The 14,103-nt window shown below is 71.3% G+C and carries 14 protein-coding genes; 12 read left to right on the forward strand and 2 right to left on the reverse strand.

What is annotated here, in order from left to right; translation table 11 throughout:
* Positions 1-99 precede the first annotated feature (99 nt).
* A complete protein-coding gene (locus OG878_RS09045; protein ID WP_328886303.1) occupies positions 100-1,638 on the forward strand; it encodes a 3-hydroxyacyl-CoA dehydrogenase in 1,539 nt (512 codons plus the stop codon).
* 206 nt (positions 1,639-1,844) lie between these two features.
* On the forward strand, positions 1,845-2,240 hold the full coding sequence (locus OG878_RS09050; RefSeq protein WP_328886304.1) for a VOC family protein: 396 nt from the start codon (positions 1,845-1,847) through the stop codon (positions 2,238-2,240).
* Here OG878_RS09050 and OG878_RS09055 read toward each other — a convergent pair.
* Both OG878_RS09055 and OG878_RS09060 read right to left on the reverse strand, forming a co-directional pair.
* Complete coding sequence (locus OG878_RS09055) at positions 2,177-2,920, reverse strand: helix-turn-helix domain-containing protein (RefSeq protein ID WP_328886305.1); 744 nt, start codon at positions 2,918-2,920, stop codon at positions 2,177-2,179. The two genes, OG878_RS09050 and OG878_RS09055, sit on opposite strands and share 64 nt — an antisense overlap.
* Before the next feature lie 52 nt (positions 2,921-2,972).
* On the reverse strand, positions 2,973-4,208 hold the full coding sequence (locus tag OG878_RS09060) for a YihY/virulence factor BrkB family protein (RefSeq protein WP_328886306.1): 1,236 nt from the start codon (positions 4,206-4,208) through the stop codon (positions 2,973-2,975).
* A gap of 17 nt (positions 4,209-4,225) precedes the next feature.
* Between OG878_RS09060 and OG878_RS09065 the strand changes: the two genes are divergently transcribed.
* The 10 genes from OG878_RS09065 to OG878_RS09110 all read left to right on the forward strand — a co-directional run bounded on the left by OG878_RS09065 (position 4,226) and on the right by OG878_RS09110 (position 13,890).
* On the forward strand, positions 4,226-5,863 hold the full coding sequence (locus tag OG878_RS09065; protein WP_328886307.1) for an acyl-CoA dehydrogenase family protein: 1,638 nt from the start codon (positions 4,226-4,228) through the stop codon (positions 5,861-5,863).
* A gap of 310 nt (positions 5,864-6,173) precedes the next feature.
* Positions 6,174-7,391, forward strand: a complete 1,218-nt coding sequence (locus OG878_RS09070) for a GAF domain-containing protein (RefSeq protein WP_328891190.1) — start codon at positions 6,174-6,176, stop codon at positions 7,389-7,391.
* A 153-nt stretch (positions 7,392-7,544) separates the two neighbouring features.
* Positions 7,545-8,135, forward strand: coding sequence for a GNAT family N-acetyltransferase (locus tag OG878_RS09075; protein ID WP_328886308.1), 591 nt, complete (start codon positions 7,545-7,547; stop codon positions 8,133-8,135).
* 152 nt (positions 8,136-8,287) lie between these two features.
* The gene (locus OG878_RS09080) at positions 8,288-8,371 is read left to right on the forward strand and encodes a putative leader peptide (RefSeq protein ID WP_316248393.1); all 84 of its coding nucleotides are present in this window, start codon (positions 8,288-8,290) and stop codon (positions 8,369-8,371) included.
* A gap of 114 nt (positions 8,372-8,485) precedes the next feature.
* Complete coding sequence (locus tag OG878_RS09085; protein ID WP_328886309.1) at positions 8,486-10,183, forward strand: nitrite/sulfite reductase; 1,698 nt, start codon at positions 8,486-8,488, stop codon at positions 10,181-10,183.
* Complete coding sequence (locus OG878_RS09090; RefSeq protein ID WP_328886310.1) at positions 10,180-10,359, forward strand: hypothetical protein; 180 nt, start codon at positions 10,180-10,182, stop codon at positions 10,357-10,359. Before OG878_RS09085 ends, OG878_RS09090 begins: the two co-directional genes overlap by 4 nt.
* Positions 10,356-11,057, forward strand: a complete 702-nt coding sequence (locus OG878_RS09095) for a phosphoadenylyl-sulfate reductase (RefSeq protein WP_328886311.1) — start codon at positions 10,356-10,358, stop codon at positions 11,055-11,057. Before OG878_RS09090 ends, OG878_RS09095 begins: the two co-directional genes overlap by 4 nt.
* On the forward strand, positions 11,057-11,626 hold the full coding sequence (cysC, locus tag OG878_RS09100; protein ID WP_328886312.1) for an adenylyl-sulfate kinase: 570 nt from the start codon (positions 11,057-11,059) through the stop codon (positions 11,624-11,626). The genes OG878_RS09095 and cysC overlap by 1 nt, the downstream gene beginning before the upstream one ends.
* Positions 11,623-12,558, forward strand: a complete 936-nt coding sequence (cysD, locus tag OG878_RS09105) for a sulfate adenylyltransferase subunit CysD (protein ID WP_328886313.1) — start codon at positions 11,623-11,625, stop codon at positions 12,556-12,558. Before cysC ends, cysD begins: the two co-directional genes overlap by 4 nt.
* A complete protein-coding gene (locus OG878_RS09110; RefSeq protein WP_328886314.1) occupies positions 12,559-13,890 on the forward strand; it encodes a sulfate adenylyltransferase subunit 1 in 1,332 nt (443 codons plus the stop codon).
* Positions 13,891-14,103: the final 213 nt, after the last annotated feature.

Below are 14,103 nucleotides of genomic sequence, written 5' to 3' on the forward strand. Positions count from 1 at the left end.
GACCGATGAGCTGCGGGCTCCTGGGCGAGGACGTCCGCCCCGGGCGCGTCTATCTTCGCTGGAACGACTCGTACCACCCCCGAGAGGACCTCGACCGCCATGCGTATCAGGATCGTCGGCGCTGGAGCCATGGGCCGTGGCATCGCCCAGTGGGCTGCCACCGCCGGACACACCGTCGAGCTGTGCGACGTACGCACCGAGGCGGTGACGGCGGCCCTCGACTTCGTGAGGACCATGCTCGACCGCGCCGTGCAGAAGGGCCGGCTGTCGGCCGAGGACGGCGCCGCTGCTCTGGAACGGCTGGTTCCGCTCGATGATCCATGGGCGGCCGGGCCGGATGTCGAGCTGGTCATCGAGGCCGTACGGGAGGACCTCGGCACCAAGGCGGAGGTCTTCGGCCGGCTGGAGAAGGCGCTGCCCGCCTCGGCCGTGTTCGCGACCAACACCTCCTCCCTGTCGGTCACCCGGATCGCCGCGACACTCGAGGACCCGACGCGCCTGGCCGGGCTGCACTTCTTCAACCCGGTGCCGCTCATGAAGATCGTCGAGATCGTGCCGGGCGCGGCCACCCGCCCGGAGATCCCGCGGGTGCTCACCGCTCTGGTCGAGGGGTGCGGCCACCGCGCAGTGACGGTCGCCGACACCCCCGGCTTCCTCGTCAACCACGCCGGTCGCGGTCTGGTCACCGAGGCGCTCGCGCTGCTGGAGGAGTCGGTCGCCGACCCGGCGGGCATCGACCGGATCGCGCGTGACCTACTCGGCCTGCGGATGGGCCCGTTCGAGCTGATGGACCTCACGGGTCTGGATGTGACGGCCGCGGTCATCGACTCGATCTGGGAGGGCTTCCGGTACGCGGACCGGCTCCGCCCCTCGTACCTCACCCCGAACCGGGTGGCCGCGGGACTGCACGGCCGCAAGACCGGGCGCGGCTGGTTCGCGTACGGCGACGACGCCCCCACCGCCGCTGCGGAGCCTCCGGTCACGGGCAACGCGGACCGGCCGGTGCATGTCGTCGGGGATGCGGCGGACTCCGACGCGGCCGCGCTGCGCGAGGCGCTGTCCGCGGCGGGCGCCGCCGTCGAGAGGGGTACGGGGCCGTCCGCCGACGCGCTGGTGCTCGTTCCCGTCTGGGGCACCACTGTGGCCGCGGCGGTCGCCGCGCACGGGCTGCCCGCCGGGCGCACCTTCGGCGTGGACCCGCTGCCGCCGGCCGGCCGGCGCCGGGTGCTGGCCGTGACGGCGGCGGCGGATCCGGCTGCCGCACACGACGCCCGCGCGGTCCTGGCGCGGGCGGCGGACGGCGGCGAGCCGTACGCGGTGTCGGTGGTGCGGGACACGGCGGGCTCGGTCGCTCAGCGGCTGCTGGCCTCGATCGTGTCCGTCGCCGCGTCGATCGCCGAGCGTTCCCTCGCCACCCCGGCCGACATCGATCTGGCCGTCACGACCGGTCTCGGCTATCCGGTGGGGCCGCTGGCCTGGGGTGACCGGATCGGCGCGGGCCGGATGCTGGAACTGCAGCAGGCACTGCACACCACGACCGGTGATCCGCGCCACCGTCCGTCCCGCTGGGTCACCGAGCGCGCCCAGCTCGGCCTGGCACTGGCGGACCCGGGGACTTCGCCCGACGACTGCCTCTGAGTACGGACGTCTTCCCCGGAGATCTCGAACGGCCGGCGACGCGTGCGCCGGGGCGGCAGGCCCCCGCGCCGGGTCCTCGTCGTACGGGTGGGCGGTCGGGCGCGGGAGGGGAACCCGCCTGCGCCCGGCCGGGCCCCCCGCAGCCCGGTGGTGACATGACCGATTCGTACAAGACCTGTCGCGGGGGTCCGTTCTACGTTCGGACCATGACTCCACGACTCGACGCGATCGGCATCATCGCCGCGGATCTGGCCGCATCGCTCACCTTCTACCGCCGGCTCGGGCTCGACATCCCGGCCGGGGCGGACTCCGCACCCCATGTCGAAGTGACCCTGCCGGGCGGACAGCGACTCCTGTGGGACACCGAGGACGTCATCCGTTCCTTCGACCCCGGGTGGACCGGCTCCCGGGGAGGCGACCGGGTCGGGCTCGCGTTCCGCTGCGACAGTCCCGCGGAGGTGGACGCGGTGTACGACGATCTGACCGGCGCCGGGTACCAGGGCCACCTGAAGCCGTGGGACGCCGAGTGGGGGCAGCGTTACGCGGTGGTCCTCGACCCGGACGGCTGCGCGGTCTCGCTGTTCGCCGACGCCGCGAAGTAGGCGGTCAGGGTCGTACCGGCCAGTTCGCGCATCTCCCGCGCGAGGTGCGCCTGGTCGGTGCAGCCCGCGGCGAGCGCCGCATCGGCGTACGGCATTCCGGACCCCACGAGGGCGAGCGCGCGCTGCAGCCGCAGCACCCGGGCCAGGGTCTTGGGGCCGTAGCCGAAGGCCGCCAGCGCACGGCGGTGCAGCTGCCGGGCGCCGAGGCCGACCGTGTCCGCGGTGGCGGCGACGGACCGCCCCTGCGCCAGCTGTACGGCGACGGACCGCATCAGCGGATCCGGCGGCCCGGTCTCGGCAGCCCTCCGCAGCGCCACGGCCTCCAGTGCGGCGGCGGGGTCGGTGGCTGCGGCGATGCGCTCGGCGAGTACGCGAATCTGCGCGCCCGGCCACAGATCGGCCAGGTCGACCTGCTGGTCACGCAGTTCGTGCGCCGGTACGCCGAGCAGGGCCGGGGCGGTGCCGGGGGCGAACCGGATGCCCGTGAACCGCTCGCCGGCGACCTCGGAGGGTTCGTACGCGTGCGTGTCCGGTCCGGCGACGAGCAGCCGGTCGCCGATCCAGAGCAGATCCATGCAGCCGTCGGGCAGGACGGGGCGCACGGGCCCGTGCGCCACCTGCAGTGTCCAGACGATCGCCCCGTGGAAACGGGACTTCCGCTCTTCGTACCGTTCGCCCATGCCGTCACGCTACGCGCGAGAGCGCGCGGCCGGGGCGGCGTTCGGCCGGGTCCTACGACCGCGGCTTCGGGGATCCCTTCCCCTCCTGCTCGCTGTCCTTGCCCGTGGCCTTGTCCTTGGCCTTGTCCTTCTCCTTGGCGGCGTCCTTCGCCGCCTCCTTGTCGCGGCCCGGCTGCAGCAGGCGGGACTTCACATCGTCCGGGGGCAGGAACCGCGACCACCGCTCCGGGAACTCGGACGGCATGTAGGGGATGTCGCCTTCCTCCATGTCGTCGTCCCAGTCCTCGTCGGCGCACTCCGCCTGGGCCCGCGCCACGAGCTCCGCGGCCTGGGCCGCCCGCATCCGGTCATTGGCCGCACGCGCCGCGGCCGTCGCCAGCGACGGCCACACCCGGTCGATGGCGGCGTTGACCGCCGCCCCCACCAGCACCGCGAACGCGGACACGCCGATCCACAGCAGCACGGCGATCGGGGCGGCCAGCGAGCCGTAGATCGTCGGCCCCTCGACCGTACTGGTCAGATAGATCCGCAGCAGGAAGCTCCCGAGCACCCACATCGCGAGCGCCACCAGCGCACCCGGCATGTCCTCTATCCACGGCGAACGCACCGGCACTGAGACGTGGTACAGCGTCGTCAGGAACGCGACCGACAGCAGGATCACCAGCGGCCAGTAGAGGACGCTGATGACCTCCGTGCCCCAGGGAACGAGTTCCACGACCCGGTCGGGGCCGACCACGAGCAGCGGCAGCACGATCGCACCGAGCAGCAGCGCGACGATGTACAGCAGGAACGAGAGCAGCCGCGTCTTGACGATGCCGCGGTGGCCGTCGAGGCCGTACATCACGGTGATCGTGTCGATGAAGACGTTCACCGCGCGGGACCCCGACCAGAGTGCGATCGCGAAACCGATGGAGATGACGTCGGGGCGGGCGCCGGTGGTGACGTCCTCCAGGAGCGGTTTGGCGAAGTCGTTGACGCCCCGCTGGGACAGGACGGTCTGCGCCGCGTTGAGGATGTTGCGCTCGATCGAGGCGACCGTGGTGGTGTTCGTCCACTCGTCGACGTAACCGAGCAGTCCGATCAGGGCGAGCAGCAACGGCGGCAGGGACAGCAGAGTGAAGAACGCCGCCTCGGCCGCGAGTCCGAGGATGCGGTACTCCATGCACGAGTTGACGGTGTCCTTGAGCAACTGCCAGACCATCTGCCGCTTGGATACGTTGCGGTAGAGGACTCGGGCCCGGTGGAGCCGGCCCGACGGCCGCTCGGGTGTTTCATTTGCTGCCTGCACGTCCTTACCGTATCGGCATGGCAGCCACCACCCACACCGTGTCCAATCAGGTCCCGCCGCTGGTCGGCTATGACGTCTTCGCCGCCGACCGCGCACTCACGGAGGCCGTCGAACGGCACCTCGCGCCCGAGCTGCTCGCCGGGGCCCGGGACGAGCTCGGGGAGCTGGGCAGGGCCGCCGGGTCCGCGCAGGTCCAGGAGTGGGGTGCGCAGGCGAACGCGTACCCGCCGGAACTGCGCACGCACGACCGGTACGGGCATCGCATCGACGAAGTGGAGTTCCATCCGGCCTGGCACCGGCTGCTGGGGCATGCGGTCGGCGCCGGGCTGACCGACGCGTGGGGCCGGCCGGGCGGTCATGTGCGGCGCGCGGCCGGGTTCCTGGTGTGGACGCAGGCCGAGGGCGGGCACGGCTGCCCGCTGTCGATGACCCATGCGGCGGTACCGGCGCTGCGGACCGATCCGGTGCTGGCCGCCGAGTGGGAGCCGCGCCTGACGTCGACGGTGTACGAGCGGGGGCTACGGCCGCCCGCGCAGAAGGCCGGTGTGCTCTTCGGGATGGGCATGACGGAGAAGCAGGGTGGTACCGACGTCCGGTCCAATACGACGCGGGCCGAACCGCTGGCGGCCGACGGCGAGTATCTGCTCACCGGACACAAGTGGTTCTGTTCGGCGCCGATGTCAGACGGCTTCCTGGTACTGGCACAGGCGCCCGGCGGGCTGACGTGCTTCCTGCTGCCCCGGGTGCTGCCCGACGGCAGCCGCAATGTGTTCGCGATCCAGCGGCTGAAGGACAAGCTGGGCAACCGGTCCAACGCGTCGAGCGAGGTCGAGTTCGACGGGACGTGGGCGCGCCGGGTCGGCGACGAGGGGCGCGGGGTGCGCACCATCATCGAGATGGTGGCGGCGACCCGGCTGGACTGTGTGACCGGCTCGGCGGCACTGATGCGGCAGGCGGTGGCGCAGGCGATCCATCACTGCACGTACCGCAGCGCGTTCGGCGGGGTGCTGGTCGACAAGCCGCTGATGCGGAACGTGCTGGCCGATCTGGCGCTGGAGTCGGAGGCGGCGACGGTGCTGGCACTGCGGCTGGCCGCCGCGTACGACGCCGGCACGGAGGCGGACCGGGCGTTCCTGCGGATCGCGGTGCCCACGGCGAAGTACTGGGTGACGAAGCGGTGCACGCCGCTGGCCGGCGAGGCCCTGGAGTGCCTGGGCGGCAATGGGTACGTCGAGGAGTCCGGGATGCCGCGGCTGCTGCGCGAGGCGCCGCTCAACTCGATCTGGGAGGGCTCCGGGAACGTACAGGCGCTGGATGTGCTGCGGGCGTTGCAGCGCGAGCCGCAGGCGCTGAACGCGTTCCTGCAGGAGGTCGGCCGGGCGCGCGGCGCCGACCACCGGCTCGACGGGGCGATCAAGGACATGCTGACCGAGCTGGCCGATCTGCACGGGATCGATGCGCGGGCCCGCCGGCTCGTCGAGCGGATGGCACTGGTACTGCAGGGTTCGCTGCTGGTGCGCTGGGCACCGCCGGAGGTGGCGGACGCGTTCTGTGCGTCGCGGCTGGGCGGGGACTGGGGTGCGGCCTTCGGGACGCTGCCGCACAGCCTGGACCTGGCCTCGATCGTGGAGCGGGCGCGGCCCGTCGCGCACTGAGTGCGGGAAACAGCGACGGAGGGTGGTGCTGCGCCGACACGGCACCACCCTCCTTGCTGTGCGCACCGAACAACGGCGCACAGGCTCCACCGTGCGGTGTGACGCCACTCTCGTACGTACTGACGCAACACGCCAGAGTTGCAAAGGGTTGCAACCGTTGTGCGGAGTGCGCAGTATCGAGAACCCCACAACGACAGGATGGGGTCCGCGGGCCGTGACTCGGCCCCGGCAACTGGGGGTGTCGACGGTGGAGACAAGTCCGGTCGAAGTGACGCGACTGGCCGCCCTGGGTTCGGACCGGGCCACGCGCATGCTCCACAGGGCCCGGGAGGCGAGGCTCGAGGGCGAGCGCCCACCGGTCGCCCCCCGGGCCGAGATCGGCGCCTCGTGGGACCGGGTGCTGCGCAGCGGCATCGACCCCGAGCAGACCACCCAGAGCGTGCTGCTGGAGTCGGACGAGATCGAGCACCGGCGGCGCAGTTCGGCACTGGGCGAGGTGATGCCGCTGCTCAGCGACGGCCTGGTCTCGATCGCCGACAGTGCGCGGCAGATCATGGTCGTCACCGATGTGGAGGGCCGGGTGCTCTGGCGGCAGGGCAATCCCGGGGTGCTGCGGCAGGCGGACGGCATCTGTCTGGAGGAGGGTGCGTCCTGGGCCGAGGCGATCACGGGCACGAACGCGATCGGTACGGCGCTCGCCTCGCGCGCCCCGGTCCAGGTCCACTCGTCGGAGCATTTCGTCCGCACCCTGCACGCCTGGACGTGTGCGGCGGCTCCGGTCCGTGATCCGCGGGACGGACGGCTGATCGGCATCGTCGATGTCAGCGGCCCCGTGTCCACCTTCCATCCGATGACGCTGGCGCTGGTCGGTTCGGTGGCCCGGCTGGCCGAGAGCGAGCTCCGGAACCGGCATCTGCTCGCGATCGACCGGCTGCGTTCGGTCGCCGCGCCGCTGCTCGCGCGGCTGGGCGGCCGGGCGCTGGCGGTGGACCGGCACGGCTGGCTGGCCGGGGTCACCGGAATGCCTCCGGTCAGCCGCCTGCCGCTGCCGAAGTCGCTGCAGGCGGGCCCGGTGTGGCTGCCGTCGCTCGGGATGTGCCGGGTGGAACCGCTGTCCGGCGGCTGGCTGATCCAGGTGGCGGACGAGCCGTCGGATGCGGCGCCGCGCCGGGTGGTCCTCGATCTGAGCCGGCCGGCCGGTCTCGCGGTCAGTGTGAAGGGCCCGGTCGGCTCCTCGACCCAGCGCCTGTCGCCGCGCCACGCGGAGCTGCTGTACGCACTGGCGCTGCACCCCGAGGGGCGTACGGCGTCCGAGCTGGCCGAGGACCTCTTCGGCGATGCGACCCGGACGGTGACGGTGCGGGCCGAGATCTCGCGGCTGCGGCGCCATATGGCCGAAGTGCTGGCGCACCGCCCGTACCGCTTCGGTGAGGGCGTCGAGGTGGAGGTGATCCCTCCGGAGCACCCGGGCGATCTGCTGCCGCGCTCGACGGCGCCGGTGGTGGTCAGGGCCCGTACGACGGTGTGACGGCAGCGGGGGCCGTCACCGGGGCCGGGGGCCGGGGGCCGGCGGCGCGGGCAGCTGGTCCGGCGGGCGGAAGGCGGCGGTGAACGGAAGCCGGCAGCCCGGGCGGCGGGACAGGCTTTGGCCATAGCCACACGGCATGGTTCCCTGGCAGTCATGAGCAACACCGAGCCCGCACCTGCAGCTGCCGAGGTGACCGTCTGGTCCCTGGAACAGACCTCCCCCGACGATCTGCGGCCCGCCAGCGCCCCCGAGGGCGACGTCCGGATCGTACGGTCGGCGGTACCGCTGCCGGAGTTCAGCCGCTTCCTCTACACGGCGGTCGGCGGCGACATCCAGTGGACCGACCGGCTCTCGATGACGTACGCCGAGTGGCAGGAGGCCCTGGACCGGCCCGGGGCGGAGACCTGGGTGGCGTACGAGAACGGGACCCCGGCCGGGTACATCGAGCTGGACCCGCAGGACGACGGCGTGGTCGAGATCATGTACTTCGGCCTGATACCGGCCTTCCGCGGGCGCCGGATCGGCGGTCATCTGCTCGCGCACGGGGTCGCGCGCGCCTGGGACCTGGCGGAGCGCTGGCCGCAGCGCCCGCCGACGAAGCGGGTGTGGCTGCACACCTGCTCGAAGGACGGCCCGCACGCCATGGACAACTATCTGCGCCGCGGGTTCAGGCTCTTCGACACCAAGGTCGAGCTGGAGGCGGACGTGGCGACGCCGGGACCGTGGCCCGGAGCGGCACGCTAGAGCAGAACGTTTCGGTCAATACCTCCCTTACGGATACCCACGTCTGCGCCGCTGAAGTGACCGGCACCACATCGTCTCACCTCTCGGGACAGTCTCGTCCACATCATGGATAGTGGTGGACTGTCCCGAGAGTCGCGTGACACGCTTCCGTCATGCCTGGAACTGGAATTGCCTTGGTGAGTCGACGCCACGTCGACCTCGGCCGCATGTCCAGCGCCATCTGTCCGGCGGGCTGAGAGTCCCAGCACCGCCGCGATCCCTTTTCTCTGCACCCCCCTGCGCACCGCCGCGCCTCAGCGCGAGTGTGCAGTTCAGAGCCGCCCTCCTGCAGTCCCGAAGGACGTACTGTCATGGCCGCTACCCCGGAACAGCCTGCGACCACCACGCCCCGCCGCAAGGCCGGACGCCACCGTGGCGAGGGCCAGTGGGCCGTGGGGCACCACACTCCGCTCAACGGCAATGAGCAGTTCAAGAAGGACGACGACGGTCTCAACGTGCGGACGCGCATTGAGACGATCTACTCCAAGCGCGGATTCGACTCGATCGACCCCAACGACCTGCGTGGGCGCATGCGGTGGTGGGGCCTCTACACGCAGCGCAAGCCCGGGATCGACGGCGGCAAGACCGCGATCCTGGAGCCGGAGGAGCTGGACGACAAGTACTTCATGCTGCGGGTCCGGATCGACGGCGGCCGGCTGACCACCGCGCAGTTGCGGGTCATCGGCGAGATCTCGCAGGAGTACGCACGCGGCACCGCGGACATCACCGACCGGCAGAACATCCAGCTGCACTGGATCCGCATCGAGGACGTCCCGGCGATCTGGGAGAAGCTGGAGGCCGTCGGGCTCTCCACCACCGAGGCGTGCGGCGACTGCCCGCGCGTGATCATCGGCTCGCCGGTGGCGGGGATCGCCGCGGACGAGATCATCGACGGCACGCCCGCGGTCGACGAGATCCACGACCGCTACATCGGCAACAAGGAATTCTCCAACCTGCCGCGGAAGTTCAAGACCGCGATCTCCGGCTCTCCGGTGCAGGACGTGGTCCACGAGATCAACGACATCGCGTTCGTCGGCGTGGTCCACCCCGAGCACGGTCCGGGCTTCGACGTCTGGGTCGGCGGCGGGCTCTCCACCAACCCGCGGCTCGCCGAGCGGCTGGGCGCCTGGGTACCGCTCGACGAGGTCCCGGATGTCTGGGCCGGTGTGGTGGGGATCTTCCGCGACTACGGCTACCGGCGGCTGCGCACCCGCGCCCGTCTGAAGTTCCTGATGGCGGACTGGGGTCCGGCGAAGTTCCGCCAGGTGCTGGAGGACGAGTACCTGAAGCGCCCGCTGGTCGACGGTCCCGCGCCCGAGCAGCCGAGCAGCCGCTGGCGCGACCACGTGGGTGTCCACGAGCAGCAGGACGGGCGCTTCTACGTCGGGTTCGCACCCCGGGTCGGCCGGGTGGACGGCTCCACCCTGGCCAAGATCGCCGACCTGGCCGCCGCACACGGCTCGGACCGGCTGCGCACCACCGTCGAGCAGAAGATGCTCATCCTCGACGTGGCACAGGACCAGGTGGAGTCCCTGGTCGCCGGTCTCGAGGCGCTCGACTTCCAGGTGACGCCCTCGACGTTCCGGCGCGGCACGATGGCCTGCACCGGCATCGAGTTCTGCAAGCTCGCGATCGTCGAGACGAAGGCGCGCGGCGCCTCGCTCATCGACGAACTGGAACGCCGCCTGCCGGACTTCGACGAGCCGCTCACCATCAACATCAACGGCTGCCCCAACGCCTGCGCCCGCATCCAGACCGCGGACATCGGCCTCAAGGGCCAACTGGTCCTGGACGCCGACGGCAACCAGGTGGAGGGCTACCAGGTGCACCTCGGTGGCGCCCTGGGCCTGGAGGCCGGGTTCGGCCGCAAGGTCCGTGGCCTGAAGGTCACTTCGGCCGAGCTGCCGGACTACGTCGAGCGGGTGCTCGGCCGGTTCCAGGAGGAGCGCGAGGACGGCGAGCGGTTCGCGACCTGGGCGGCGCGGGCCAGTGCGGAGTCGCTGTCATGAGCGGGCGCGCCGCACCGTTCTACTGCCCGTACTGCGGGGACGAGGACCTGCGTCCGCACGAGACCGGGCACGGGGCCTGGGAATGTGCCTCCTGCAACCGCGCGTTCCAGCTCAAGTTCATGGGTCTGCTGACGCGGGGACTGCTGCGCAACGACGTGGAGGGGGAAGGGAAATGACGGACACTCAGCAGATCGAGGACCTCCGGGCCCTGGCCGAGAGGGCGGGCCGTGAGCTGGAGGACGCCGCCCCGCTGGAGATCCTGCGGTGGGCCGCGGAGACCTTCGGCAATCGGTTCTGCGTCACGTCCTCGATGGAGGACGCGGTCGTGGCACATCTCGCCTCCCGCGCCTTCCCGGGCGTCGATGTGGTGTTCCTCGACACCGGCTACCACTTCGAGGAGACGATCGGGACCCGCGACGCGGTGGACGCCGTGATGGACGTCAACGTCATCACGCTGACGCCACGTCAGAGCGTGGCCGAGCAGGTCGCCGAGTACGGCCCGCAACTGCACGACCGGGACCCCGACCTGTGCTGCAGGCTGCGGAAGGTCAAGCCCCTCGAGGAGGGCCTGACGTCGTACGCGGCCTGGGCGACCGGGCTGCGGCGCGACGAGTCCCCGACCCGGGCGAACACCCCGGTGGTCGGCTGGGACGAGAAGCGGCAGAAGGTCAAGATCTCGCCGATCGCCCGCTGGACGCAGGACGACGTGGACGCATACGTCGCGGAGCACGGAGTCCTCACCAACCCGCTTCTGATGGACGGGTACGCCTCCGTGGGCTGCGCGCCGTGCACCCGCCGGGTGCTGGAGGGCGAGGACGTGCGGGCCGGACGCTGGGCCGGCCGGGGCAAGACCGAGTGCGGGCTGCACGACTGATGACGACTGATCAGGAGACTTCGATGAGCGTGACGGAGACGGGAGCCACCATCTGGCTGACCGGTCTGCCGAGCGCGGGCAAGACCACCATCGCGTACGAACTGGCCGGCCGGCTGCGCGGCGAGGGGCACCGGGTGGAGGTGCTCGACGGCGACGAGATCCGCGAGTTCCTCTCCGCAGGGCTCGGCTTCTCCCGCGAGGACCGGCACACCAACGTCCAGCGGATCGGCTTCGTCGCCGAACTCCTGGCCGCCAACGGCGTGAAGGTGCTCGTACCGGTCATCGCCCCGTACGCGGACAGCCGTGACGCCGTACGCAAGCGCCACCGGGCGGAGGGCACCGCGTATCTGGAGGTGCATGTCGCGACTCCGGTCGAGGTGTGCTCCGTACGCGATGTGAAGGGCCTCTACGCCAAGCAGGCGGCGGGCGAGATCAGCGGGCTCACCGGGGTCGACGACCCGTACGAGGCGCCCGAGTCGCCGGACCTGCGGATCGAGTCGCACCGGCAGACCGTGCAGGAGTCCGCGGCGGAGCTGTATGCGCTGCTGAGCGAGAGGGGTGCAGCGTGACGACCGTCGCGACTGTGTCGGAGGACACCGACAATCCGTACGCACTCAGCCACCTGGACTCCCTGGAGTCCGAGGCGGTGCACATCTTCCGTGAGGTGGCAGGGGAGTTCGAGCGGCCGGTGATCCTGTTCTCCGGCGGCAAGGACTCGATCGTGATGCTGCATCTGGCGCTGAAGGCGTTCGCGCCTGCGCCGGTGCCGTTCACGCTGCTGCACGTCGACACCGGGCACAACTTCCCCGAGGTCCTCGACTACCGCGACCGCACGGTCGCCGCGCACGGACTGCGGCTGCATGTCGCCTCCGTCCAGGAGTACATCGACGCCGGCAAGCTCCGTGAGCGCCCCGACGGCACGCGCAACCCGCTGCAGACCGTGCCGCTGACCGAGGCGATCCAGCAGCACCGCTTCGACGCCGTGTTCGGCGGCGGCCGGCGCGACGAGGAGAAGGCGCGTGCCAAGGAGCGGGTCTTCTCGCTGCGCGACGAGTTCTCCCAGTGGGACCCCAGGCGCCAGCGCCCCGAGCTGTGGCAGCTCTACAACGGCCGGCACGCCCCAGGCGAGCACGTCCGGGTCTTCCCGATCTCCAACTGGACCGAGCTCGACGTCTGGCAGTACATCGAGCGCGAAGGCATCGAGCTTCCGGAGATCTACTTCGCCCATGAGCGGGAGGTCTTCAACCGCTCCGGTATGTGGCTGACCGCCGGTGACTGGGGCGGCCCCAAGGAGAGCGAGCCGGTCGAGACCCGGCAGGTGCGGTACCGGACGGTCGGCGACATGTCCTGCACCGGCGCCGTCGACTCCGACGCCACGACGCTCGCCGCCGTGATCACCGAGATCGCCGCCTCCCGGCTCACCGAGCGGGGCGCGACGCGTGCCGACGACAAGATGTCCGAGGCCGCGATGGAAGACCGCAAGCGCGAGGGGTACTTCTAAATGACCACCAGCACCGAGCAGTTGTCGACCACCACCCTGCTGCGGTTCGCCACCGCGGGGTCCGTCGACGACGGCAAGTCCACCCTCGTGGGACGTCTTCTGCACGACTCCAAGTCGGTCCTCACCGACCAGCTGGAGGCCGTCGAGCACGCGTCGCGCAACCGGGGCCAGGAGGCGCCGGACCTGGCGCTGCTGACCGACGGGCTGCGGGCCGAACGCGAGCAGGGCATCACCATCGATGTCGCCTACCGCTACTTCGCCACGCCGCGCCGCCGCTTCATCCTGGCCGACACCCCGGGGCATGTGCAGTACACCCGGAACATGGTGACGGGGGCCTCGACGGCCGAGCTCGCCGTCGTCCTCGTCGACGCCCGCAACGGTGTCGTCGAGCAGACTCGCCGGCACGCCGCCGTCGCCGCGCTGCTGCGGGTGCCGCATGTGGTCCTCGCCGTGAACAAGATGGACCTGGTCGACTACGCGGAGCCCGTGTTCGCCGCCATCGCCGAGGAGTTCACCGCGTACGCCGCCTCGCTGGGCGTCCCGGAGATCACCGCGATCCCGATCTCCGCGCTGGCCGGTGACAACGTCGTGGAGCCGTCCGCCCACATGGACTGGTACGGCGGTCCGACGGTGCTGGAGCACCTGGAGACGGTGCCGGTCAGCCACGACCTCACCGCCTGCCACGCACGCTTCCCCGTCCAGTACGTGATCCGTCCGCAGACCGCCGAGCACCCCGACTACCGAGGCTACGCGGGCCAGATCGCCGCCGGTGCGTTCCGCGTGGGCGAGGCCGTCACCGTCCTTCCCTCCGGCCGTACGTCGACGATCGCCGGGATCGACGCCCTCGGCGAGAGCGTGGACATCGCCTGGGCACCCCAGTCGGTGACCGTCCGGCTGGCCGACGACATCGACGTCTCGCGCGGTGACCTCATCGCGCCGGCCGACGACGCACCCGCGGTCACCCAGGACGTCGAGGCGACCGTCTGCCATGTCGCGGACCAGCCGCTCGCCGTCGGCCAGCGGGTGCTGCTCAAGCACACCACCCGCACGGTCAAGGCGATCGTCAAGGACATCCCGTCGCGGCTGACCCTGGACGACCTGTCGCAGCACCCGGCACCCGGGCAGCTGGTCGCCAACGACATCGGCCGGGTCGTCGTCCGCACCGCCGAACCGCTCGCCCTCGACGCCTACGCGGACTCACGCCGCACCGGATCGTTCCTGCTGATCGACCCGGCGGACGGCACCACGCTCGCGGCCGGCATGGCCGGCCAGTCGTTCGCCGCCGCGGCCCCGGGCGATGGCGCGGCCGACGACGCCGAATGGGACTTCTGATGAGTATCGACATCTACGCGACGTTCGCGAAGGAGGGCGGTCGCGTCGGCAGCGGCACCCTCGGCAGCGGCCAGGGCGGGGTTGCGCGATGTGCGTGATGACGTACGCGCACTGCCTGCGCGCCCGCCTGCACCAACCGCACCGCCTGTACCACCAGTTCAGACGAAGACATGCCGACTTCCCGGCCGCGTCCCCGTAACCGCCGAGGGACGT

The sequence above is a fragment of the Streptomyces sp. NBC_00316 genome (genome assembly GCF_036158715.1).
Taxonomy (GTDB): Bacteria; Actinomycetota; Actinomycetes; order Streptomycetales; family Streptomycetaceae; genus Streptomyces.